The organism is Caballeronia sp. LZ016, from assembly GCF_031450805.1.
GTDB lineage: Bacteria > Pseudomonadota > Gammaproteobacteria > Burkholderiales > Burkholderiaceae > Caballeronia.
Genome location: NZ_JARTVY010000001.1, coordinates 1,808,672 through 1,829,330, shown reverse-complemented (window position 1 = coordinate 1,829,330; position 20,659 = coordinate 1,808,672). Strand labels below are relative to the sequence as shown.

18 protein-coding genes are annotated in these 20,659 nt (G+C 63.6%); 10 read left to right on the top strand and 8 right to left on the bottom strand.

Features of this window, described 5'->3' with window-relative positions; all coding sequences use genetic code 11:
- Positions 1–60: 60 nt before the first annotated feature.
- The 4 genes from P9220_RS08690 to P9220_RS08675 form a co-directional block, all read right to left on the bottom strand.
- On the bottom strand, positions 61–522 hold the full coding sequence (locus tag P9220_RS08690) for a hypothetical protein (protein ID WP_309764483.1): 462 nt from the start codon (positions 520–522) through the stop codon (positions 61–63).
- On the bottom strand, positions 519–761 hold the full coding sequence (locus P9220_RS08685; protein WP_309764482.1) for a hypothetical protein: 243 nt from the start codon (positions 759–761) through the stop codon (positions 519–521). Before P9220_RS08685 ends, P9220_RS08690 begins: the two co-directional genes overlap by 4 nt.
- Before the next feature lie 108 nt (positions 762–869).
- A complete protein-coding gene (locus P9220_RS08680) occupies positions 870–1,622 on the bottom strand; it encodes a 5'-methylthioadenosine/adenosylhomocysteine nucleosidase (protein WP_309764481.1) in 753 nt (250 codons plus the stop codon).
- A complete protein-coding gene (locus P9220_RS08675) occupies positions 1,619–3,973 on the bottom strand; it encodes a UvrD-helicase domain-containing protein (RefSeq protein ID WP_309764480.1) in 2,355 nt (784 codons plus the stop codon). The genes P9220_RS08680 and P9220_RS08675 overlap by 4 nt, the downstream gene beginning before the upstream one ends.
- Before the next feature lie 178 nt (positions 3,974–4,151).
- Here P9220_RS08675 and P9220_RS08670 point away from each other — a divergent pair, with 178 nt between their 5' ends.
- Together P9220_RS08670 and galU are read left to right on the top strand one after the other, a co-directional pair.
- A complete protein-coding gene (locus P9220_RS08670) occupies positions 4,152–7,019 on the top strand; it encodes a valine--tRNA ligase (RefSeq protein ID WP_309764479.1) in 2,868 nt (955 codons plus the stop codon).
- Between the two features lie 86 nt (positions 7,020–7,105).
- The gene (galU, locus tag P9220_RS08665; protein ID WP_309764478.1) at positions 7,106–7,987 is read left to right on the top strand and encodes a UTP--glucose-1-phosphate uridylyltransferase GalU; all 882 of its coding nucleotides are present in this window, start codon (positions 7,106–7,108) and stop codon (positions 7,985–7,987) included.
- A gap of 71 nt (positions 7,988–8,058) precedes the next feature.
- Here the strand turns inward: galU and P9220_RS08660 are convergent, their stop codons facing one another.
- Positions 8,059–8,286 carry a sulfurtransferase TusA family protein gene (locus P9220_RS08660; RefSeq protein WP_309764477.1) on the bottom strand — a complete coding sequence of 76 codons (228 nt, stop codon included), beginning with the start codon at positions 8,284–8,286 and terminating at the stop codon, positions 8,059–8,061.
- Between the two features lie 127 nt (positions 8,287–8,413).
- Here P9220_RS08660 and P9220_RS08655 point away from each other — a divergent pair, with 127 nt between their 5' ends.
- Positions 8,414–8,743, top strand: a complete 330-nt coding sequence (locus P9220_RS08655) for an XRE family transcriptional regulator (RefSeq protein ID WP_309764476.1) — start codon at positions 8,414–8,416, stop codon at positions 8,741–8,743.
- Positions 8,744–8,761: 18 nt separating this feature from the next.
- Here the strand turns inward: P9220_RS08655 and P9220_RS08650 are convergent, their stop codons facing one another.
- The 3 genes from P9220_RS08650 to P9220_RS08640 are packed head-to-tail and all read right to left on the bottom strand — an operon-like array spanning position 8,762 to position 11,647.
- On the bottom strand, positions 8,762–9,778 hold the full coding sequence (locus P9220_RS08650; RefSeq protein WP_309764475.1) for a Gfo/Idh/MocA family oxidoreductase: 1,017 nt from the start codon (positions 9,776–9,778) through the stop codon (positions 8,762–8,764).
- Positions 9,775–10,779, bottom strand: coding sequence for an inositol 2-dehydrogenase (gene iolG, locus P9220_RS08645; RefSeq protein WP_309764474.1), 1,005 nt, complete (start codon positions 10,777–10,779; stop codon positions 9,775–9,777). Before iolG ends, P9220_RS08650 begins: the two co-directional genes overlap by 4 nt.
- A complete protein-coding gene (locus tag P9220_RS08640) occupies positions 10,769–11,647 on the bottom strand; it encodes a MurR/RpiR family transcriptional regulator (protein WP_309764473.1) in 879 nt (292 codons plus the stop codon). Before P9220_RS08640 ends, iolG begins: the two co-directional genes overlap by 11 nt.
- Before the next feature lie 238 nt (positions 11,648–11,885).
- Between P9220_RS08640 and P9220_RS08635 the strand changes: the two genes are divergently transcribed.
- From P9220_RS08635 to iolB, 7 genes are all read left to right on the top strand, one after another.
- Positions 11,886–12,938, top strand: a complete 1,053-nt coding sequence (locus P9220_RS08635; RefSeq protein WP_309764472.1) for a sugar ABC transporter substrate-binding protein — start codon at positions 11,886–11,888, stop codon at positions 12,936–12,938.
- 132 nt (positions 12,939–13,070) lie between these two features.
- A complete protein-coding gene (locus P9220_RS08630) occupies positions 13,071–14,240 on the top strand; it encodes an ABC transporter permease (RefSeq protein ID WP_309764470.1) in 1,170 nt (389 codons plus the stop codon).
- A gap of 24 nt (positions 14,241–14,264) precedes the next feature.
- Positions 14,265–15,053, top strand: a complete 789-nt coding sequence (locus tag P9220_RS08625; RefSeq protein ID WP_404980335.1) for an ATP-binding cassette domain-containing protein — start codon at positions 14,265–14,267, stop codon at positions 15,051–15,053.
- Positions 15,054–15,064: 11 nt separating this feature from the next.
- Entirely contained in the window at positions 15,065–17,056 is a 1,992-nt protein-coding gene (iolC, locus tag P9220_RS08620; protein ID WP_309764468.1) for a 5-dehydro-2-deoxygluconokinase, read from the top strand.
- A complete protein-coding gene (iolD, locus tag P9220_RS08615) occupies positions 17,053–18,909 on the top strand; it encodes a 3D-(3,5/4)-trihydroxycyclohexane-1,2-dione acylhydrolase (decyclizing) (protein WP_309764467.1) in 1,857 nt (618 codons plus the stop codon). Before iolC ends, iolD begins: the two co-directional genes overlap by 4 nt.
- 15 nt (positions 18,910–18,924) lie before the next feature.
- Positions 18,925–19,839: a myo-inosose-2 dehydratase gene (gene iolE, locus P9220_RS08610; protein ID WP_309764466.1), complete on the top strand. Its 915-nt coding sequence runs from the start codon at positions 18,925–18,927 to the stop codon at positions 19,837–19,839.
- Entirely contained in the window at positions 19,836–20,642 is an 807-nt protein-coding gene (gene iolB / locus P9220_RS08605) for a 5-deoxy-glucuronate isomerase (RefSeq protein WP_309764465.1), read from the top strand. Before iolE ends, iolB begins: the two co-directional genes overlap by 4 nt.
- Positions 20,643–20,659 lie beyond the last annotated feature (17 nt).

Genomic DNA, 20,659 nt, shown 5'->3' with positions numbered 1-20,659 from the left:
GAATAGAGCAGCGGGCGAACGCCTGCCTAGAGAGGGCGCGCCCTGATCGGTCCGACGGTTCTATACCGCGCGGCTTCGCGAGACACGCGCGGCCGCCTGCGTGGCGGCGTGTTTCAGCAGCACCGGCGCGAGCTCGTTCGCCACGCGCATGCTCGATACGACGACCGTGCGCACGCCGCTGCCATCGGTGAGCCGGCGCAGCGTTTCGCGCGTGCCGGCGCGCGCCTCGATGCGCGGTTCGATCACGACGAGGCCGCGGCAGTGCGCGCCGAGCGCCGCGCGATGCGTGCGCAGCCAGGCCGCGCGAAGCTGAAAATCATCGGGGCTTTCGTCGCCTGCGTGCTCCGCAACGACGACGAACGGCGTCGCGAGCGCCAGCAGGCGGCGCATCTGCGCGGCCCACGCGAATGCGAACCCCGGCTGGACCGCGCGGCGGCGCAGCCGGACGAGCGGGAAACGGCTGGCGTCGAAAAGTTGCGAGTCGAGCGCGAGCGGCGGATTCGTGAAAAGGTCGGCGTTCACAGCGGTTTCGGGCTCCAGTGATTCAGGGCGGCGATGAGGCTCGGCCAGCGCGAACGCCGCGGCACGACGCGCTTTTTCCGCAACGCGCGCGGCGGCCGGCGATCGGCCTGCTTTCCGGCATCGAGCGCGGGCGCAGCGGACCAGGCGCGGCGCGTCGTTTCGAGCACCTTCGCGGCGTTCACGGCGACGGCGCAGCGCTCGAGTGCGTCGTGCGCGCCGCTGGTGGAATCGTTCGTCATGTCGGGCGTCCTCCGAGTGCATCACGATCGATTGTATTGAGAATCATTCTCAATAACAAGCGCGATCGTGTATTTCGAGAGGAGCTGCGACGAGAAGGCGCGGCGCGATCAGCCGCGCGCCTGAAGAAAGCGTCCGAGAACGCCCGACGAATACGTCCCGGCGATGGCCGCCAGAAACTCCGCGAACGAAAGCGGCGCGGCGGCATCGGCGGTGTCGGAGATGGTCCGCACGACCGCGCACGGCACGCCGTGCTCGTAGCAGACCTGCGCGAGCGCCGCGCCTTCCATTTCGACGGCGAGCGCATCCGGCAGCGCGTCGCGCAATGCGGATACTTCGTCATGACTCGCGATGAAGCGGTCTCCGCTCACCACCAGCCCGCGATGCACTTGCGGCGCCGCCACCGCGAAGCGTTCGGCGAGCGCGGCGCTTTCAGCTTCGACGAACGCGCGTGCCGCAGCCGCCAGCGCATCGGCCAACGCGCCGTCCGAATCGAAGCGCGCCCGGTCCAGCAACGGCACCTCGTAGCGCGGAAAAAACGGCGACGCGTCGAGATCGTGCTGCAGCAACGCATCGGCTACGACGATATCGCCCACCCGCACATCGCGATGCACGCCGCCCGCGACGCCGGTGAAGACGATCGCATCGGCTTCGAACACGTGGATCAGCGCGCTCGCCGTCGCCGCCGCCGCGACCTTGCCGATGCGCGCGAGCGTCACCACGACGCCGACGCCATGCGCCTCGCCGACGTGATATTCGCGCTGCCCGAGCGTGACGGTCCGCACGTCGCCGGCCGCGCGCATCCGGGCGATCAGATCGCCGAGTTCCTGCGGCAGCGCCGCCATGATGCCGAGCCGCTTCATTCGACCGCCTGCAGCTTTGCGACCGCGAGCGCGAGCCATTTCTCGCCGTGGCGCTTGAAGCGCACTTGCGCGCGCGCATCGCCGCCCGAGCCTTCGAGCGCGGTCACGGTGCCTTCGCCGAACTTCGTGTGGAAGACGGCCTGCCCGACCTTGAAGCCCGTATCGGCGGCACGCTGCTCATTGGCGAACGACGGCAACGCCGCGCTCGCCGCCGATGAAGCACCGCGCTCCTGCCCCGGCCGCGCGAACCAGTCGCGGCCCCAGCCGGCGTTGTCCGACCGCCCGCCCCAGCGCGCGCCCGGCTCGACCTTCGGCGTGAGCCATTTGAGCGAGCCTTCCGGCAATTCATCGAAAAAGCGCGAGCGGATGTTGTAGCGCGTCTGTCCGTGCAGCATCCGGCTTTGCGCGAACGACAGATAGAGCCGCTCTTTCGCCCGCGTGATGGCCACATACGCGAGCCGCCGCTCCTCTTCGAGCCCGTCGGATTCCTGCGCGCTGTTCTCGTGCGGGAACAGCCCTTCTTCCAGCCCGGTGATGAACACCGCCGTGAATTCGAGACCCTTCGCCGCGTGGACGGTCATCAGTTGCACGGCGTCCTGCCCGGCCTGCGCCTGGTTGTCGCCGGCTTCGAGCGATGCATGCGACAGGAAGCCCGCAAGCGGCGTCATCGTGTCGGGATTCTGTGCGGGATCGGCGATGCCGGGCGCATCGAGCACTTCGATTTCGCCGTCCTCGCTCACCGCGGCGATTTCCGGCGCGGCCGTCGCGCCGGGACGCAGCGGGATGGACCGTGCGGGCGTATCGAGGCCGTAGCCCTCTTCGCTCACGAACGCCGCCGCCGCGTTCACCAGTTCCTGCAAGTTTTCCAGCCGGTCCTGCCCTTCGCGCTCCGTTTCATAGAACGCGGCGAGGCCGCTTGCGCGCACGACGTATTCGACCGTTTCCGGCAGGCTCATCTGCTGCGTCTCGGCGCGCATTTTCGCGATCATCGTCGCGAACGCGCCGAGGCTGGATCCCGCCTTGCCGGTCACATACGGCACGGCCGCCGCCATCGAGCAGTTATAGAGACGCGCTGCGTCCGCGAGTTGTTCGATGGAACGCGCACCGATGCCGCGCGTCGGAAAATTGACGACGCGCGCGAACGCGGTGTCGTCGTTCGGGTTGTCGATCAGGCGCAGATACGCGAGCGCGTGCTTCACTTCCTGGCGCTCGAAGAATCGCAGCCCGCCATACACGCGATACGCGATCCCCGCGTTCACGAGCGTATGTTCGATGGTCCGCGACTGCGCGTTGCTCCGATACAGCACCGCGATCTCGCCGCGCGCCAGCCCGGTATTGATGAGCGCCTTGATTTCCTCGACGATCCAGCCCGCTTCCTGAGAATCGGTCGCGGCCTCGTAGACGCGCACCGGCTCGCCGTGGCCCGCATCGGTACGCAGGTTCTTGCCGAGCCGCCGCGCGTTGTTCGCGATCAGATAGTTGGCGGTATCGAGAATATGGCCGTGAGAGCGATAGTTCTGCTCGAGCTTGATGAGGTTACGCACGCGGAACTCGCGCTCGAAGTCGTGCATGTTGCCGACGTTCGCGCCGCGAAACGCGTAGATGGACTGATCGTCGTCGCCGACGGCGAAGATGGCGTTGTGCTCGCCCGCGAGCAGCTTGAGCCACGCGTACTGCAGCTTGTTGGTGTCCTGAAACTCGTCGACCAGGATGTTGCGAAAGCGCGCCTGGTAATGCGCGCGCAACGGCGGATTGTGCGCGAGCAGTTCATGACAGCGCAGCAGCAACTCCGGAAAATCGACGACGCCTTCGCGCTGGCACTGCTGATCGTACGCTTCGTACAGCTCCACGAACTTGCGATTGAAGTTGTCGGTGGCGTCGACGTCCTTCGGGCGCAGGCCCTGCTCTTTCGCGTTGTTGATGAAGTACTGCAGGTTCTTCGCCGGGTACTTTTCATCGTCGACATTCAGCCCCTTCATGAGCCGCTTGATCGCGGAAAGCTGGTCGGCGGTGTCGAGAATCTGGAACGTCTGCGGCAGGCCCGCGTCGCGGTAGTGCGCGCGCAACATGCGGTTGCACAGGCCGTGGAAGGTGCCGATCCACATCCCGCGCGTGTCGATCGGAAGAAGCGCGGACAGACGCGACATCATTTCGCGCGCGGCCTTGTTCGTAAACGTGACCGCGAGGATGGTCGGCGGCGACGCATAGCCCTGCTGGATCAGCCAGGCGATGCGCGTGATGAGCACGCGCGTCTTGCCGCTCCCCGCGCCCGCGAGAATCAGCGCAGGCTCGTTGGGCAGCGTCACGGCGGCGAGCTGTTCGGGGTTCAGGTTGGCGAGTAAGTCGGGCATGGAGAAATCGGGACGCACGTAAGGCGGAAGGCGGGCCGCTCATTATAAGACCGCGCCGATGGCGGCGTTCGGGCCTATGCCGTCCGGCTGAGGGCGACAATCATCCGGCGGAACCCGGCGGAACCTTATAATTGGGGATTCCACGCACTTTTTCACGCATTTTTCGGCAGATTTCACGATGAGCGACAACACGCTTGCGAAGAGCTTCGAGCCTCAAAACATCGAGTCCCAGTGGGGCCCCGAATGGGAAAAGCGCGGCTTGTCCGCGCCCACGTTCAAGGAAGGCGCGAAAAATTTCTCCATTCAACTGCCGCCGCCGAACGTCACCGGCACGCTGCACATGGGGCACGCGTTCAACCAGACCATCATGGATGGCCTCACGCGCTATCACCGCATGCTCGGCGAGAACACGCTGTGGGTGCCGGGCACGGACCACGCGGGCATCGCGACGCAGATCGTCGTCGAACGTCAGCTCGATGCGCAAGGCGTCTCGCGTCACGACCTCGGCCGGGAAGACTTCCTGAAACGCGTGTGGGCGTGGAAGCAGCAATCCGGCTCGACCATTACGAATCAGGTGCGCAGGCTCGGCGCGTCGATCGACTGGTCGCGCGAATACTTCACGATGGACGACAAGATGTCCGCCGCCGTGCGCGATGTCTTCGTCACGCTGTACAAACAGGGGCTGATCTATCGCGGCAAGCGTCTCGTGAACTGGGACCCGGTGCTCGGCACCGCCGTGTCGGATCTCGAAGTCGTCAGCGAAGAAGAGAACGGCAGCCTGTGGCACATCAGGTATCCGCTGCCGGATGGCTCGGGCCACATGACGGTTGCGACCACGCGCCCCGAGACGATGCTCGGCGACGTCGCGCTGATGGTGCATCCGGAAGACGAGCGTTATCGGCATCTAATCGGCAAGACGGCCGTGCTGCCGCTGTGCGACCGCGAGATTCCCATCATCGCCGATGATTACGTCGACCGCGAGTTCGGCACGGGCGTCGTGAAAGTCACCCCCGCGCACGATTTCAACGATTACGCCGTCGGCCAGCGCCACAAGCTGCCGCAGATAGAAATTCTCACGCTCGACGCGAAGATCAACGACAACGCGCCCGAGAAATATCGCGGCCTGGACCGTTTCGATGCGCGCAAGCAGGTCGTCGCCGATCTCGAAGCGCTCGGCCTGCTCGACTCCGTCAAGCCGCACAAGCTGATGGTGCCGCGCGGCGACCGCACGGGCGTCGTGATCGAGCCGATGCTGACGGACCAGTGGTTCGTCGCGATGATGAAGCCCGCCCCCGAGGGCACGTTCAATCCGGGCAAGTCGATCACGGAAACCTCGCTCGATGTCGTGCGCAGCGGCCAGATCAGGTTCGTGCCGGAAAACTGGACCACGACCTACTATCAGTGGCTGGAGAACATCCAGGACTGGTGCATCTCGCGTCAGTTGTGGTGGGGCCATCAGATTCCCGCATGGTACGGCGAGAAGGGCGAAATCTTCGTCGCGAAGAGCGAGGAAGAAGCCCGCGCCGAAGCCGATGCGCAAGGCTACACCGGCCCGCTCAAGCGCGACGACGACGTGCTCGACACGTGGTTCTCGTCGGCGCTCGTGCCGTTCTCGTCGCTCGGCTGGCCGAACGAAACGCCGGAGCTGAAGGCGTTCCTGCCTTCGTCGGTGCTCGTGACGGGTTTCGACATCATCTTCTTCTGGGTCGCCCGGATGGTGATGATGACCACGCACTTCACCGGCAAGGTGCCGTTCGATACCGTCTACGTGCACGGCCTCGTGCGCGACGCCGAAGGCCAGAAGATGTCGAAGAGCAAGGGCAACACGCTCGATCCGATCGACATCGTCGATGGCATTGATCTCGAAGCGCTCGTCGCCAAGCGCACCGTCGGCCTCATGAATCCGAAGCAGGCCGCGCAGATCGAGAAAAAGACGCGCAAGGAGTTTCCCGAGGGCATCCCGTCGTTCGGCACCGATGCGCTGCGCTTCACGATGGCGTCGATGGCCACGCTCGGCCGCAACGTCAATTTCGATCTCGCGCGCTGCGAGGGCTACCGCAACTTCTGCAACAAGCTCTGGAACGCCACGCGTTTCGTGCTGATGAATTGCGAGGGCCACGATTGCGGTTTCTCGAAACCGGGCGCGTGCCAGCCGGGCGATTGCGGCCCCGGCGGTTATACGGACTTCTCGCACGCGGATCGCTGGATCGTCTCGCTTCTGCAGCGCGTGGAAGCGGACGTCGAGAAAGGCTTCGCGGACTATCGTTTCGACAACGTCGCAAGCGCGATCTACAAGTTCGTGTGGGACGAGTACTGCGACTGGTATCTCGAACTCGCGAAGGTGCAGATCCAGAACGGCACGCCCGAGCAGCAGCGCGCCACGCGGCGCACGCTGCTGCGCGTGCTCGAAACGGTGCTGCGCCTCGCGCATCCGGTGATCCCGTTCATCACCGAAGCGCTCTGGCAGAAGGTCGCTCCGCTGACGGACGCCTACCCCGCGGGTGCGAAGGAAGGCGAAGCGTCGATCATGACGCAGCCGTATCCGCGTGCGGAAGCGAAGAAAATCGATGAATCGTCGGAACAGTGGGCCGCCGAACTGAAGGCGGTGATCGATGCATGTCGTAATCTGCGTGGCGAAATGAATCTCTCGCCCGCGGTGAAAGTGCCGTTGCTCGCGCACGGCGACGCGGCGCGTCTTTCGACGTTCGCGCCTTACGTTGCGGCGCTCGCGCGTCTCTCGGAAGTGAAGATCATCGACGACGAAGCCGCTCTCGACAAAGAGGCGCATGGCGCACCGGTAGCGATCATCGGCGCGCATAAACTGGTGCTGAAAGTCGAGATCGATGTCGCTGCCGAACGCGAGCGCCTCTCGAAGGAAGTCGACCGGTTGAACGGCGAAATCGCAAAATGTAACGCCAAGCTCGGTAACGAAAGTTTTGTTTCAAAAGCGCCGGCCGCTGTCGTTGATCAGGAGCGCAAAAGGCTGGCAGAATATGAGACCACTATCGAGAAGCTTCAGGCGCAATTATTGCGACTGCCCGCTTGAACCGGGAGTTTTATACCGACTTCCCTTCGGCTCACTGGCTCGATGTTCCAGATGATTTCAGACGATTAAAGGATCAGGGTTATCACATGCTAAAAGTTACCAAAGCAGTTTTCCCGGTCGCGGGTCTCGGTACGCGGTTTCTGCCCGCGACCAAGGCCAGCCCGAAGGAAATGCTGCCGGTCGTCGACAAGCCGCTGATTCAATACGCGGTGGAAGAAGCCATGGCCGCCGGCATCACCGAAATGATCTTCGTGACGGGCCGCAGCAAGCGCGCCATCGAAGATCACTTCGACAAGTCCTATGAGATCGAAGCCGAGCTCGAGGCACGCGGCAAGGAGAAGCTGCTCGAACTCGTGCGCAGCATCAAGCCGAGCCATGTCGATTGTTTCTACGTGCGTCAGGCCGAAGCGCTGGGTCTCGGTCATGCGGTGCTGTGCGCCGAAAAGCTCGTCGGCGACAACCCGTTCGCCGTGATCCTCGCGGACGACTTGCTGTACGGCAAGCCGCCTGTGCTCACGCAGATGATCGAAGTGTTCGACCACTATCACAGCTCGGTCATCGGCGTGGAAGAGATTCCGCCTCAGGACACGAAGTCGTACGGCATCATCGACGGGAAGGAGTGGGAAGACAACATCGTGAAGCTGTCGGGCATCGTCGAGAAGCCGGAGCCTGCGGTTGCGCCGTCGAACCTCGGCGTGGTCGGCCGTTACGTGCTGAAGCCGCGCGTTTTCGATCACATTCGCGCGCTGAAGCCGGGCGCGGGCGGCGAGTTGCAACTGACGGACGCGATCCAGTCGCTGCTGTCGGATGAGCAAGTGCTGGCGTACAAGTATCACGGCACGCGCTTCGATTGCGGCAGCAAGCTCGGCTATCTGAAGGCGACGGTGGAATTCGCGCTGCGCCATCCGGAAGTGTCGAAGGACTTCGAAGAGTATCTGCGCACGCGTTCGCCGATTCTCGAAGGCTAAGGCTTCGTCGGCTCGATAAAAAAAATGCCCGTCACGCACGTGACGGGCATTTTGTTTTATGAGCACCGAACTCAGCGGCGGCGCATGAGAAAGATGAATGTCTTGTCCTGCGACGACGTTTCGACGATTTCGTTGCCCGTCTGTCTGGCGAAGGCCGCGAAATCGCGTTGCGATCCCGGGTCGGTGGCCAGTACTTTCAGAATCTGGCCGCTCGTCATGTCGGCGAGCGCCTTTTTGGCGCGCAGAATCGGCAACGGGCAGTTGAGCCCGCGCGCGTCGACTTCCTTGTGAACTTCCATCGCGATTGAACCTTCCGTGTGCCTGCGTTGAGCGCTGTAAGAGATGGATTTTAACGCAGCGCTCACAAATCCACCGCACGCCCCGATTCATACGCGGCCGTAACGCTCATGCCGAAAGACATCCTTAATGGGAGTTTACTTGTTCCGGGCCCGCGCAAAGGCCGGAGCGAATCTGTTCGCCGAACTCGGCTTCACACCCGACGAAGCGCGCCGGTATCAAGCCGAGTCACAGGCGCTCATCGATCAGACGGTCGTACTCAAGGAGCAGCTCATGAACGAGCTTGCTTCGTGGATCGAAGCGCATGAGTTGAGACAGTCGGATGCCGCCGCGATCCTGCACGTCACACGTCCTCGCGTATCCGATGTCGTCAACAAGAAGACGAGCAAGTTCACGATCGATACACTCGTGGCGATGCTCGCCCGCATCGGCAAGCCGGTCACGATGGTCGTCGGCTGAACGCCGGCGTGTGCGAGCTCACAAATCCACCGCACGCCCCGATTCATACGCGGCCCGCATCGCCAGCCCGATGCGCGTCGCTTCGCGCGCATCCTCGAGCGTCAGCCCGGTCGGCTTGCCATCGGCGAGCAAGCCAACGAACGCCTGCGCCTCGCGCAGAAACGCATTCTCGAAACGCTCGAAAAACGTCGGCGTGCAGGCATTGCGCACGCCGTACTCATCCGCGATCTCCACGCGATTCAGGCGCGGATTGCGCCCTATCGACAACGCCCCCGCCGTGCCGATCACCTCCGTTTGCGTATCGTGCCCATGCGCCATCGTGCGGGAAGCGTAGAACACGGCGAGCCGGCCATCGTCGAATTCGACGACGCCCACGCCGTTATCGATATCGCCGCACTCACGCAAGCCCTCGTGAATCGCGATGGTCCCGCTCGCAAAGACGCGCTTCGCTCGCGGATTACCCAGCAGCCAGCGCGCGAGATCGATGTCATGCACGCTGCAGTCCAGAAACAGCCCGCCCGATGTCGGCGCAAAGCGCACGAAGAAGCCATCGGGATCATTCCTGTCGCAAGTTTGCGAGCGCACCATGAAAGGCCGGCCAATCGCGCCCTTCGCGATGCTGTCGAACGCATCGCGATAGCTCGCATCGAAACGGCGCACGAAGCCGATCATCACATGCGAATGCCCATGCCGCCCATGCGCCTCGATCACGCGATCACACTCCGCGAGATCGAGCGACAGCGGCTTCTCGCAGAACACATGCTTGCCCGCCGCCAGCGCAGCGATGATCTGCGTCGCGTGCAGCGATGTCGGCGTGACGAGCCACACCGCATCGACCGATGCATCGGCGAGCAGCGCTTCGTAATCGGCGTAAAGCACCGCCTCGGGGAAGCGCGCCTGCGCCCATTCCCGCTCTTCCGGCGCCGGACTGCACGCCGCAACGAGCCGCGCGCCCGGCACATGCCATGCGATGTTTTCCGCATGACGCCGACCGAGCCGCCCAAGTCCGACGATGCCCACGCGCACCGTGTTCATGCCGCGCTCTCGCCAAGATGAACCACGCGCTTCTCGCGCCACGAAAGCGTCGCGGCTTCGGCAAGCTCGAGCGCCTTCACGCCGTCGGCGACGGTCGTGCGGACCGGCTTGCCGTGCACGACCGCATCGAAGAAATGCGCGATTTCCAGCGCATACGCCGCGCGATACCGCTCGAGAAAGAACGCTTCCGGCACGTCGCTCGATACGGCCGTCTTCGAGTACGCGGTGACTTCGGTCGGCCGCACGTTGCCCGCCTGCAGCATGCCCGCGCTGCCGAGGAGTTCAAAGCGCTGATCGTAGCCATATGCCGCGCGCCGCGCCGTGTTGATCTGACACAGCCGACCGCGCTTCGTACGGATGGTGACGGCGGTCGAATCGATATCGCCCGCATCGGCGATGGCCGGATCGGACAGCACGCTCCCCGTCGCATGCAGCGTCTCGGCTTCGTCGTCGAGCATCCAGCGAAAGATGTCGAAGTCGTGAATCAGCATGTCCTTGAAGATGCCGCCCGAATGACGGATGTAGTCGACAGGCGGCGCGCCCGGATCGCGGCTCGTCACGATCAGCATCTCCGGATCGCCGATCTCGCCTGCATCGACACGCGCCTTCAACGCGGAGAATGTCGGATCGAAACGGCGCTGAAAGCCGATCATGCAGACGACGCCTGCGCGATCCACCGCATCCGCACATGCGCGCGCCCGCTCCACCGTCAGATCGACGGGCTTCTCGCAGAACACATGCTTCTTCTGCGCCGCCGACGCGACAATTAGTTCGGCATGCGTATCAGTACTGGAGCAGACGACCGTCGCGCCGATGGACGCGTCGCCCATCGCGCCATCGACATCGGCGACCTGTGCGCCATATTGCGCCGCGAGCGCGGCGGCCGCGTCGCGGTTCACATCGACGACATACCTGAGCCGCACGCCCGGCTGCCGCGCCAGATTCGCCGCATGAATCTTGCCGATGCGCCCCGCCCCAAACACCGCCACGTCAATCGTCATAGCCGCTTGTCTCCCTGGATTCTTCGACGTTCAATTCCAGCCGGTACGCGAGCGCGATGAAAAGCGCCTGGCACAGGCAGATGGTGCTCGTGAGCGAGCGGAACGCAAACGCGCTGCCCTCCTTCACGAGCAGACTGGCGCTCGCATGACGCGCGAGCGGCGAAAGCTGACTGTCGGTGATGACGAGCGTCTTCGCGCCGTGATGCTGCGCCGCGCGCACGCAATACTGCGTCTCCTTGCCGTAGGGCGCGAAGCTGATCGCGATCACCACATCGCCCTTTTTCACGCTGCGAATCTGTTCGTGGATCATCCCGCCGATGCCCGACACCAGATGCACGCGCTTCTTCGTATGCCCGAGCGCATAGACGACATAGCTCGCCACCGCGAACGAGCGGCGCACGCCGACGACGTAGATGTTCTCCGCCTGCTGCAGCATTTCGACAGCGGCTTCGAACTGCGCATCGTCGAGCCCGGCTTCCAGTTCGACGAGACCCGCACGGCTCGCCGCGATGAATTCGCGCGCCACCGAAACGCCCGACGCCTCGCCCGCCTTTTCGTCGATCAGCTTGCGAATGCGTTGCTGATAGCTCTGCGAGGCGTTGCCGCCCGCATACGCCTGGCGGAACACCGCCTGCAGGTCCGAGAAGCCGGAGAAGCCGAAGCGCTGCGCGAAGCGCACCACCGCCGACGGATGCACGCCGCAGGAAGCGGCGATATCGCTCGTGCGGTCCATCATCACGCTCGGTCGATGCTGCTCGATATACGTCGCCACGCTCTTCAACTGACGCGGCAGCGAATCGTAAGCATCGGTGATGCGTTGCATCAGTTCGTCGACGCCGGCCACGTCGGTGCTGGTTTCGTCCTGCATGAAAGGCTCGCTTCATCGGCGCTCGAAGTGAGCCCCAGTGGAAGCGATTATAGGAAGGCGGCACGCAAATTGGAATGCATTTTCTATTTGTCGCACCGATGAAATACCTATTGCAGCCCGCCGAAAACTGACCTAATCTCGCTCGTGAGCACGATGCATCGTTTCATCGACTCATCGAGGCAGGCTCGCATCGGCTCAGGACGATCACACCGAACAACAACCGAGATAGGTGGAGACAATGACCCTTTGCAACGGTCGGGCCGCGCTGCGCGCGCTGGCGGCTGCTGCTGCGTTATGCAGCGCCGCGTTGTTGACGACGTCCCCCGCGCATGCCGCGCCGGACGCCAGGTTCGTGCTCATCAGCCACGCGCCGGACTCCGACTCGTGGTGGAACACCATTAAGAATTCGATCAGGCAGGCCGACGAAGACTTCAACGTGCAGACCGACTATCGCAATCCGCCGAACGGGGATATCGCGGACATGGCGCGTCTGATCGAGCAGGCGGCCGCGCGCAATTACGACGGCGTGATCACCACCATCGCAGACTTCGACGTGCTGAAGAGCGCGATCAACAAGGTCACCGCGAAGAAGATTCCGCTCGTGACGATCAACTCCGGCACCGAGGAGCAGAGTGCGCAGCTCAACGCGATCATGCATATCGGCCAGCCGGAATACGTCGCGGGCAAGGCAGCCGGCGAGAAAGCGAAGGCGGCGGGCATCAAGTCGTTTCTGTGCGTGAATCATCTCGCGACCAACACCGTGTCCTTCGATCGATGCCGCGGTTTCGCCGATGCCATCGGCGCGGATTACAAGGCCGCCACGCTCGATTCCGGTCAGGACCCGACGGAAATTCAATCGAAGGTATCCGCGTATCTGCGCAATCATCCGGACACGCAGGCGGTGCTCACGCTGGGACCGACGCCCGCGTCCGCAACGCTCAAGGCCGTCGCGCAAATGGGCCTGCAAAACAAGCTCTATTTCGTGACTTTCGATTTCTCCGACGACATCGCGAAGGCGATCAAGGACGGCACCATCAAGTTCGCGATCGATCAGCAGCCGTATCTGCAGGGCTATATTCCGGTGGCGGTGCTTGCCATCGTCAAGAAGGAGCACACCACCGATCCCGCGAAGATCCGCCAGCTCCTCGAAGCGAACCCGAAGTTCAGGGCGCGCCTCGAAACCTATGGCCTTCAGCCTTCTTATGGGCCGAAGAACATTCGCTCGGGACCGGGTTTCATCACCAGGGAAAACCTCGACAAGGTCGTGAAGTACGCCGGGCAGTATCGCTGATGCGCGGCTGACCTCTTCGGGCGGCATCGGGTCGAACACGCGACGCCGCCCGCGTCTCTCCATCCGTCACGAGGCACGCAGCAGCACCGAAACGCATCGTATCACATTGCATCGTCGTACTAAGGAGCCATCATGGGCGTAGCCGGCAAGCACTATCCTCCCCACGCGAACCCTCAGCAGGACAACGCCGACGCCGCAACGGACCGGGACAAGCCGTCGGACGAGCGCGTGCGCCAGCAGTCGTGGTTCGGGCACTTGCTGAATCGCCCGGAATTCGCCGCGATTTCCGGCACCGTGCTCGTGTTTCTCGTGTTCGGCTTCGGTGCGGGATCGTCGGGCATGTTCAATCTCGACGGGGTGATGAACTGGTCGCAAGTCGCCGCGTATCTCGGCTTGCTCGCGGTCGGCGCGTGCCTGCTGATGATCGCGGGCGAGTTCGATTTGTCCATCGGCTCGATGATCGGCTTCGCCGGCATGATGGTCGCGTTGCCCTCGGTCTACTTTCATTGGCCGATATCGCTGTCGATCCTCTTCGCGTTCATCGCTTCGATGCTGCTCGGCGCATTGAACGGCTATCTCGTGATGCGCACGCGCCTGCCGTCGTTCATCGTCACGCTCGCGTTTCTCTTCATTCTGCGCGGCCTCACGCTCGCGCTCTCGATCATGTTCGCGGATCGCACGATCATCTCGGGCGTCGGCGATCTCGCACAAAAGGACTGGCTCGCCAACACGCTGTTTCACGGCGTCGCACTGCATGGCTTCTTCACGTGGCTCGCACATATGGGCGTCGGCACCCTGCTCGATAGCGGCGAACCGCTCGTGCCCGGCATACCGAAAGTCATCCTGTGGTGGCTCGCACTCGCGGCCATCGGCGCATTCGTGCTCGCCAAGACGCGCTACGGCAACTGGATTCTCGCTGTCGGCGGCGATGCCAACGCTGCCAAGAACGTCGGCGTGCCGGTCAAGCGCGTGAAGATATCGCTGTTCGTGCTGACTGCGTTCTGCTCGTGCCTCTTCGCGGTGCTGCAAGTGTGCGATATCGGATCGGCGGCGGCGGATCGCGGCCTGCAGAAAGAGTTCGAAGCGATCATTGCGGCGGTGATCGGCGGCACGCTGCTGACCGGAGGTTACGGCTCGGTGGTCGGCGCATGTTTCGGTGCACTTATCTTCGGCGTGGTGCAGATCGGCATCACTTATACGAACGTGAGTTCCGACTGGTTCCGCGTGTTCCTCGGCGTGATGCTGCTCATTGCCGTGCTCTTCAATCACTACGTACGCCGCCGCGTGTCACAGGCTCAATGAAGCCGCTCAATGAGGACGACCGCCATGAACGACGACAACATCCTCGCGCTGGAGAACGTCAGCAAGTTCTTCGGCAAGGTAATCGCGCTGAACGGCGTGACGCTGCGCTTGCGGCGCGGCGAAGTGCACTGCCTGCTCGGCGATAACGGCGCGGGCAAGTCCACCCTCATCAAGACGCTGGCCGGCGTGCATGCGCCCTCTTCCGGCGAATATCTCGTCGATGGCAAGCCGGTGCGTTTCGAATCGCCGAAAGAAGCACTCGATCTCGGCATCGCGACCGTGTATCAGGACCTCGCGCTGGTGCCGCTGCTTTCCGTTGCGCGCAATTTCTTCATGGGCCGTGAACCGCAGAAGAAGCGCTTCGGCCTCTTCAGCGTGATGGACCTCGATCTGGCCGCCGAAACGTCGCGCGCGAAGCTCGCCGAAATGGGCATCAACGTGCGCGACCCGCATCAGCCCATCGGCACGATGTCCGGCGGCGAGAAGCAGTGTCTCGCGATTGCACGCGCGATTCACTTCGGCGCGCGCGTGCTGATTCTCGACGAACCGACTGCCGCGCTCGGCGTAAAGCAGAGTTTCAACGTGCTGAAGCTCATCCATAAGGCACGCGAGAAAGGCATCTCCGTGATCTTCATCACGCACAACGTGCACCACGCCTATCCGATCGGCGATTCGTTCACGCTGCTCAACCGCGGGCGCTCGATGGGCACGTTCACCAAGGACACCATCACGAAGAACGAAGTGCTCGACATGATGGCCGGCGGCGCCGAGATGCAGAAGATGATCAGCGAACTCGAAGGCGCGACGATATGAGGACACGAGCCATGTCAGCAGAATCTCCATCACGCTTTGCGGCGAACCGCACGCGCGACATCGTGTGTCTCGGGCGTCTCGCCGTCGATTTATACGCGCAGCAAGTCGGCGCGCGGCTCGAAGACGTGTCGTCGTTTGCGAAGTATCTCGGCGGCTCGTCGGCGAACATCGCCTTCGGCTGCGCGCGGCTCGGGCTGCGATCGTCGATGCTCGCGCGCGTCGGCAACGATCACATGGGGCGCTTTCTCACCGAGACGCTGCAGCGCGAAGGCTGCGATGTGAGCCACGTTCGCATCGACAAGGACAGGCTTACCGCGCTCGTGCTGCTCGGCATCGAGGACCGCGACACCTTTCCGCTCGTCTTCTACCGGGAGAATTGCGCGGACATGGCTGTCGATGAAAGCGACTTCGACGAAGCGTATATCGCGTCATCGAAGGCCTTGCTCATCACCGGCACGCACTTCTCGACGGAGCAGGTGAATCGCACGAGCCTGCGCGCGCTGGACCATGCGCGGCGCAACGATGTCCGCACCGTGCTCGACATCGATTACCGGCCGGTGCTGTGGGGCCTGACCGGCAAGGCCGACGGCGAAACGCGCTTCGTGGCGAATGAAGGCGTGACCGCGCATCTGCAGCGCATCTTGCCGCGCTTCGATCTCGTGATCGGCACCGAAGAAGAGTTCCGCATCGCGGGCGGCAAGGATCGATTGATCGATGCGCTCGCAATGGTTCGCGCGGTAACAAACGCAACGCTCGTGGTGAAGCGCGGACCGCTCGGCTGCTCGATCATCGAAGGCGCGACGCCCGCATCCGTCGACGATGCGCCGGTTCACGGCGGCGTCGAAGTGGAAGTGCTGAACGTGCTCGGCGCAGGCGATGCTTTCGCATCCGGCTTCCTTTCCGGATGGCTGCGCGATGCGCCGCTCGAAGCCTGCGCGCGCGCGGCGAATGCATGCGGCGCGCTCGTCGTCTCGCGGCACGGCTGCGCGCCCGCGATGCCCACGCCCGCCGAACTCGATTACTTCCTCGCTGCTGCTAACCAAGACCCCTTGCGCATGCGTCGTCCCGACAAGGATGCGACGCTCGCGCGGCTGCATCGCGTGAGGCCGGCGCGCAGGCAGTGGGACGAAGTGCTCGGCTTCGCGTTCGATCATCGCAATCAGTTTTTCGAGCTTGCGCAACAGGCGGGAGCAGACGAAGCGCGCATTGCAACGCTCAAGGGCCTGTTCGTCGATGCCGTCGCGCAGACCGAAAGCGAACTTGGACTTGCCGGGCGCATCGGCGTGCTGATCGATGACCGCTATGGACAGGACGCGCTCAACGCCGCGACGGGACGCGGCTGGTGGATCGGCCGGCCTGTCGAACTGCCGGGCTCGATGCCGCTCGTGTTCGATCACGGACGATCGGTCGGCACGACGCTGATCGAATGGCCGCGCGAGCATGTCGTGAAGTGCCTCGTTCACTATCACCCCGATCATCCCCATGACGTGCGGCTCGAACAGGAAGCGCAATTGCGCGCGCTCTACTATGCGGTGCAGGCAAGCGGCCACGAACTGCTGCTCGAAGTGATCGCGCCGAAAAACGGTCCGCCGGTCGAAGACGATACGGTGTATCGCGCGTTGAAGCGTCTGTATAACCTCGGCATCTACCCCGAGTGGTGGAAGCTCGAGCCGATGAGCGCGACGCAATGGCAGGCCATCGATGCGTTGCTTGCGGAACGCGACCCGTATTGCCGCGGGGTCGTGCTGCTCGGCTTGTCGGCGGGTGTCGATCAGTTGCGCGAGGGGTTCAACGCGGCGGCATCGTCGAAAACGTGCAAGGGGTTCACCGTCGGCCGCACCATCTTTCATGAACCGAGCCAGGCATGGCTTGCGGGCGATATCGACGATACCGAACTCATCGCACGCGTGCGCCGCACGTTCGAAACCTTGATCGCCGCGTGGCGCGACGCGCGGGCATCGTCGCAAACGTCCATCGAAGGAACTCAGGAGCAAGCCGCATGAACGTCGTCAGACTGACTGTTGCGCAAGCCCTCGCGCGCTACCTCGCCGCGTTGCGCACGGAGACCGGCGAACCGCTTTTCGGCGGCGTGTTCGCGATCTTCGGGCACGGCAATGTCGCGGGCATGGGCGAGGCCTTGTACAAGCATCGCGAGGCGTTGCCGACGTATCGCGCGCACAATGAACAGGCGATGGCGCACAGCGCGATTGCCTATGCGAAGGCGCATATGCGGCGCCGCATGATGGCGGTGACGACATCCATCGGGCCGGGCGCGACCAACCTCGTCACAGCGGCGGCGCTCGCGCACGTGAACCGCTTGCCGGTTCTTCTATTGCCGGGCGATATCTTCGTCTCGCGCGCGCCCGATCCCGTCCTGCAGCAACTGGAAGATAGTCAGGATGGCGGATCATCGGCGAACGATGCGCTGAAAGCGGTCTCGCGATATTTCGATCGCATCGTGCATCCCGCGCAATTGCTGAGCGCGCTGCCTCGTGCAATCCGCGTGCTGACCGATGCCGCGCTATGCGGCCCTGTCACGCTTGCGCTGCCGCAAGACGTTCAGGCGATGGCCTACGACTATCCCGCTTCCTTCTTCGAGCCGCGCGCGGTGTATTTCCATGCGCCCGCTGCCGCGCCGCGCGAGATCGAACGCGCCGCCGCGATGCTGCGCGAATCGCGCGAGCCGTTGATCGTATCGGGCGGCGGCGTGCTCTACGGCCTTGGCGGCGAAGCGCTGCGTGACTTCGCGCACCGGCACGGCGTACCTGTGGCGGAGACGCAGGCCGGCAAAGGGGCGCTCGCGTGGGACGATGCGTTGAACGTGGGCGGCATCGGCGTGACGGGCTCGTCGGCGGCGAACGAGCTTGCGCATGCGAGCGATTGCGTGCTCGCCGTCGGCACGCGCCTGCAGGACTTCACGACCGGATCGAATACGCTTTTCACGCAGGCGCGGCTCGTCGCGATCAATGCGAATCCGTTCGATGCGCTCAAGCAGAACGCCACCGCACTCGAAGCCGATGCGCGCATTGCGCTCGAAGCGTTGTCGCAAGCACTCGGGGACTGGCGCGCATCGCCGCAATGGACGACGCGAGCGCATCGCGCGGCGAACGACTGGCGCGAGACCGTCGCGCATGTGACGAACATGACCGTGCCGGATGGACGATTGCCGCGCGAAGCGGATGTCATCGGCGCGGTGCAGCGTTCGCACGACGCATCGGCTGCGGAAGATATCGTCGTGTGCGCCGCCGGCACGCTCCCCGCCGACTTGCAGAAGCTGTGGCGCACCGGCACGCCGGGCGGCTATCACGTCGAATACGGCTATTCGTGCATGGGCTATGAAATCGCGGGTGGCGTCGGCGTGAAGCTCGCGCGGCCCGAGCGCGAGGTCATCGTCATGGTCGGCGACGGCAGCTATCTGATGATGAACAGCGAGCTTGCCACGTCGGTGATGCTGGGTGCGAAGCTGATCGTCGTGCTGCTCGACAATCGCGGCTATGGCTGCATCAATCGCTTGCAACAGGCGTGCGGCGGCGCGCCGTTCAACAATCTGCTCGACGATTGCAAGCACGCTTCGTTAGGCATACCGAGTATCGACTTCGCGATGCACGCGCGTTCGATGGGCGCGCTTGCCGAGCACGTGGCGAACATCGACGAATTGCAGGCCGCGATGAAACGCGCGCGCGCGGCAGATCGCAGCTATCTGATTTCGATCGACACCGATCCCGCGCGCAGTACCGAAGAAGGCGGCTGGTGGTGGGAAGTCGCGGTGCCGGAGGTATCGGATCGCGATGCGGTCAAGTCCGCGCGGGCCGAATACGAACGCGCGATTCACGCGCGCCACGGCAACGACGACTAGACGAGGACGAACGCCATGCCCCTGCAAGTCCGCATCGGAATCAATCCGTTGTCGTGGATGAACGACGACCTGCCTTCGCTCGGCGGCGAAACGCCCTTGTCCGTCGCGCTGACCGAAGGACGCGAGATCGGCTATGAAGGCTTCGAGCTCGGCAACAAGTTCCCGCGCGAGCCGCAGGCGCTGAAGGCGTTGCTCGCGCAATACGATTTAGCCCTTGTTTCAGGGTGGTTTTCGGGCCGGCTCGCGCAACGCAGCGCGGAGGAAGAGATCGAAGCCGTCGGTCCGCATCTGGACCTGCTCGCGCAGAACGGCGCGACCGTCATGGTCTATGGCGAAGTCGCGGATTCGATCCAGGGCGCGCCGCGTCCGCTGTATCAACGGCCGCGCTTCTTCTCCGACGCCCAATGGTCGCAATACGCCGAACGCCTCGACCGCTTCGCCGAATACACGCTGTCAAAGGGCGTGCGCGTCGCCTATCATCATCACATGGGTGCGTATGTCGAAACGCCTGCGGACGTGGATCGCCTGATGGCCTCGACGACCGATGCCGTCGGCCTGCTTTTCGATGCGGGACACATCACGTTCGCCGGCGGCGATGCCGTCGCGATGCTGGAAAAGCATATTGCGCGTGTGTGCCATGTTCATTGCAAGGACGTGCGTCCCGAGATCGTGAAGCTGGCGCGCAATCGCAACTGGAGCTTTCTCGATGCCGTCATCAACGGCGCATTCACGGTGCCGGGCGATGGCGCGGTGGATTATGCGGGCATCGTCGCGTGTCTTGCGAAGCATGGTTATCGCGGCTGGCTCGTGGTCGAAGCCGAACAGGACCCCGTCATCGCGCGGAGCCGTACGTATGCCGAGAAGGGATACCGCACGCTGCGCGCGCTCGTCGACGCAACGCATCCGCACAACTCGAAGGAGGCCGTATGAGCCTGCTAGTGAAAGCATCGCGTGAAGGACAGACCATCACGCGCGTCACGCCGGATTCCGCAGGCTGGAAGCATGTGGGCTTCGCGGCGTATCGTCTCGATGCGGGCGATGTCGTGCATGTCTACGACGCGGAACGCGAGAGCTGCATCGTCGTATTAACGGGCACGGTGAGCGTCGAAGCGGGCGACGAGCATTGGGCATCGATCGGCTCGCGTGACAGCGTGTTCGAGGATGCGGCGCCGTACGCGGTGTATGTGCCGCCGAAGCTCGCCGCCATCGTGCGGGCCGATCGCGAATCGGAGATCGGCGTGGCGAGCGCGCCGGCCAAGGGCATCTATCCGCCGCGTCTCATCGCGCCTTCGCAGATGAAGCGCTCGACGCGCGGCAAGCACGCGAATACGCGATACGTCTGCGATATTCTTCCGCAGACGGAAGCCGCCGAGTCGCTGCTCGTCGTGGAAGTGAGGACGCCGGGCGGTCATGCATCGAGCTATCCGCCGCACAAGCACGATCAGGACAACGTGCCGGCCGAGAGCGCGCTCGAAGAGACGTATTACCATCGGCTGGACCCGCCGCAAGGCTTCGCGTTCCAGCGCGTTTATACCGATGAACGCGACCTCGATGAAACGATGGCCGTCGAGGACCGCGACGTGGTGATGGTGCCGCGCGGCTATCATCCGGTCGTCGTGCCTTATGGCTACGACAATTACTATCTGAACGTGATGGCGGGAGAGAAGCGCACGTGGCACTTCAGGAACGATCCGAAGCATGAGTGGATCGTGGAGAGGGATAGCAAGGGGTGAACTCCTAACGAGCCCGG

What these genes read in the sequence shown, in the direction of transcription:
- P9220_RS08685 (WP_309764482.1), bottom strand. Translation starts at nt 761, where the DNA reads ATGACGAACGATTCCACCAGCGGCGCGCACGACGCACTCGAGCGCTGC.
- P9220_RS08680 (WP_309764481.1), bottom strand. Translation starts at nt 1,622, where the DNA reads ATGAAGCGGCTCGGCATCATGGCGGCGCTGCCGCAGGAACTCGGCGAT.
- P9220_RS08675 (WP_309764480.1), bottom strand. Translation starts at nt 3,973, where the DNA reads ATGCCCGACTTACTCGCCAACCTGAACCCCGAACAGCTCGCCGCCGTG.
- P9220_RS08670 (WP_309764479.1), top strand. Translation starts at nt 4,152, where the DNA reads ATGAGCGACAACACGCTTGCGAAGAGCTTCGAGCCTCAAAACATCGAG.
- galU (WP_309764478.1), top strand. Translation starts at nt 7,106, where the DNA reads ATGCTAAAAGTTACCAAAGCAGTTTTCCCGGTCGCGGGTCTCGGTACG.
- P9220_RS08660 (WP_309764477.1), bottom strand. Translation starts at nt 8,286, where the DNA reads ATGGAAGTTCACAAGGAAGTCGACGCGCGCGGGCTCAACTGCCCGTTG.
- P9220_RS08655 (WP_309764476.1), top strand. Translation starts at nt 8,414, where the DNA reads ATGGGAGTTTACTTGTTCCGGGCCCGCGCAAAGGCCGGAGCGAATCTG.
- P9220_RS08650 (WP_309764475.1), bottom strand. Translation starts at nt 9,778, where the DNA reads ATGAACACGGTGCGCGTGGGCATCGTCGGACTTGGGCGGCTCGGTCGG.
- iolG (WP_309764474.1), bottom strand. Translation starts at nt 10,779, where the DNA reads ATGACGATTGACGTGGCGGTGTTTGGGGCGGGGCGCATCGGCAAGATT.
- P9220_RS08640 (WP_309764473.1), bottom strand. Translation starts at nt 11,647, where the DNA reads ATGCAGGACGAAACCAGCACCGACGTGGCCGGCGTCGACGAACTGATG.
- P9220_RS08635 (WP_309764472.1), top strand. Translation starts at nt 11,886, where the DNA reads ATGACCCTTTGCAACGGTCGGGCCGCGCTGCGCGCGCTGGCGGCTGCT.
- P9220_RS08630 (WP_309764470.1), top strand. Translation starts at nt 13,071, where the DNA reads ATGGGCGTAGCCGGCAAGCACTATCCTCCCCACGCGAACCCTCAGCAG.
- P9220_RS08625 (WP_404980335.1), top strand. Translation starts at nt 14,265, where the DNA reads ATGAACGACGACAACATCCTCGCGCTGGAGAACGTCAGCAAGTTCTTC.
- iolC (WP_309764468.1), top strand. Translation starts at nt 15,065, where the DNA reads ATGTCAGCAGAATCTCCATCACGCTTTGCGGCGAACCGCACGCGCGAC.
- iolD (WP_309764467.1), top strand. Translation starts at nt 17,053, where the DNA reads ATGAACGTCGTCAGACTGACTGTTGCGCAAGCCCTCGCGCGCTACCTC.
- iolE (WP_309764466.1), top strand. Translation starts at nt 18,925, where the DNA reads ATGCCCCTGCAAGTCCGCATCGGAATCAATCCGTTGTCGTGGATGAAC.
- iolB (WP_309764465.1), top strand. Translation starts at nt 19,836, where the DNA reads ATGAGCCTGCTAGTGAAAGCATCGCGTGAAGGACAGACCATCACGCGC.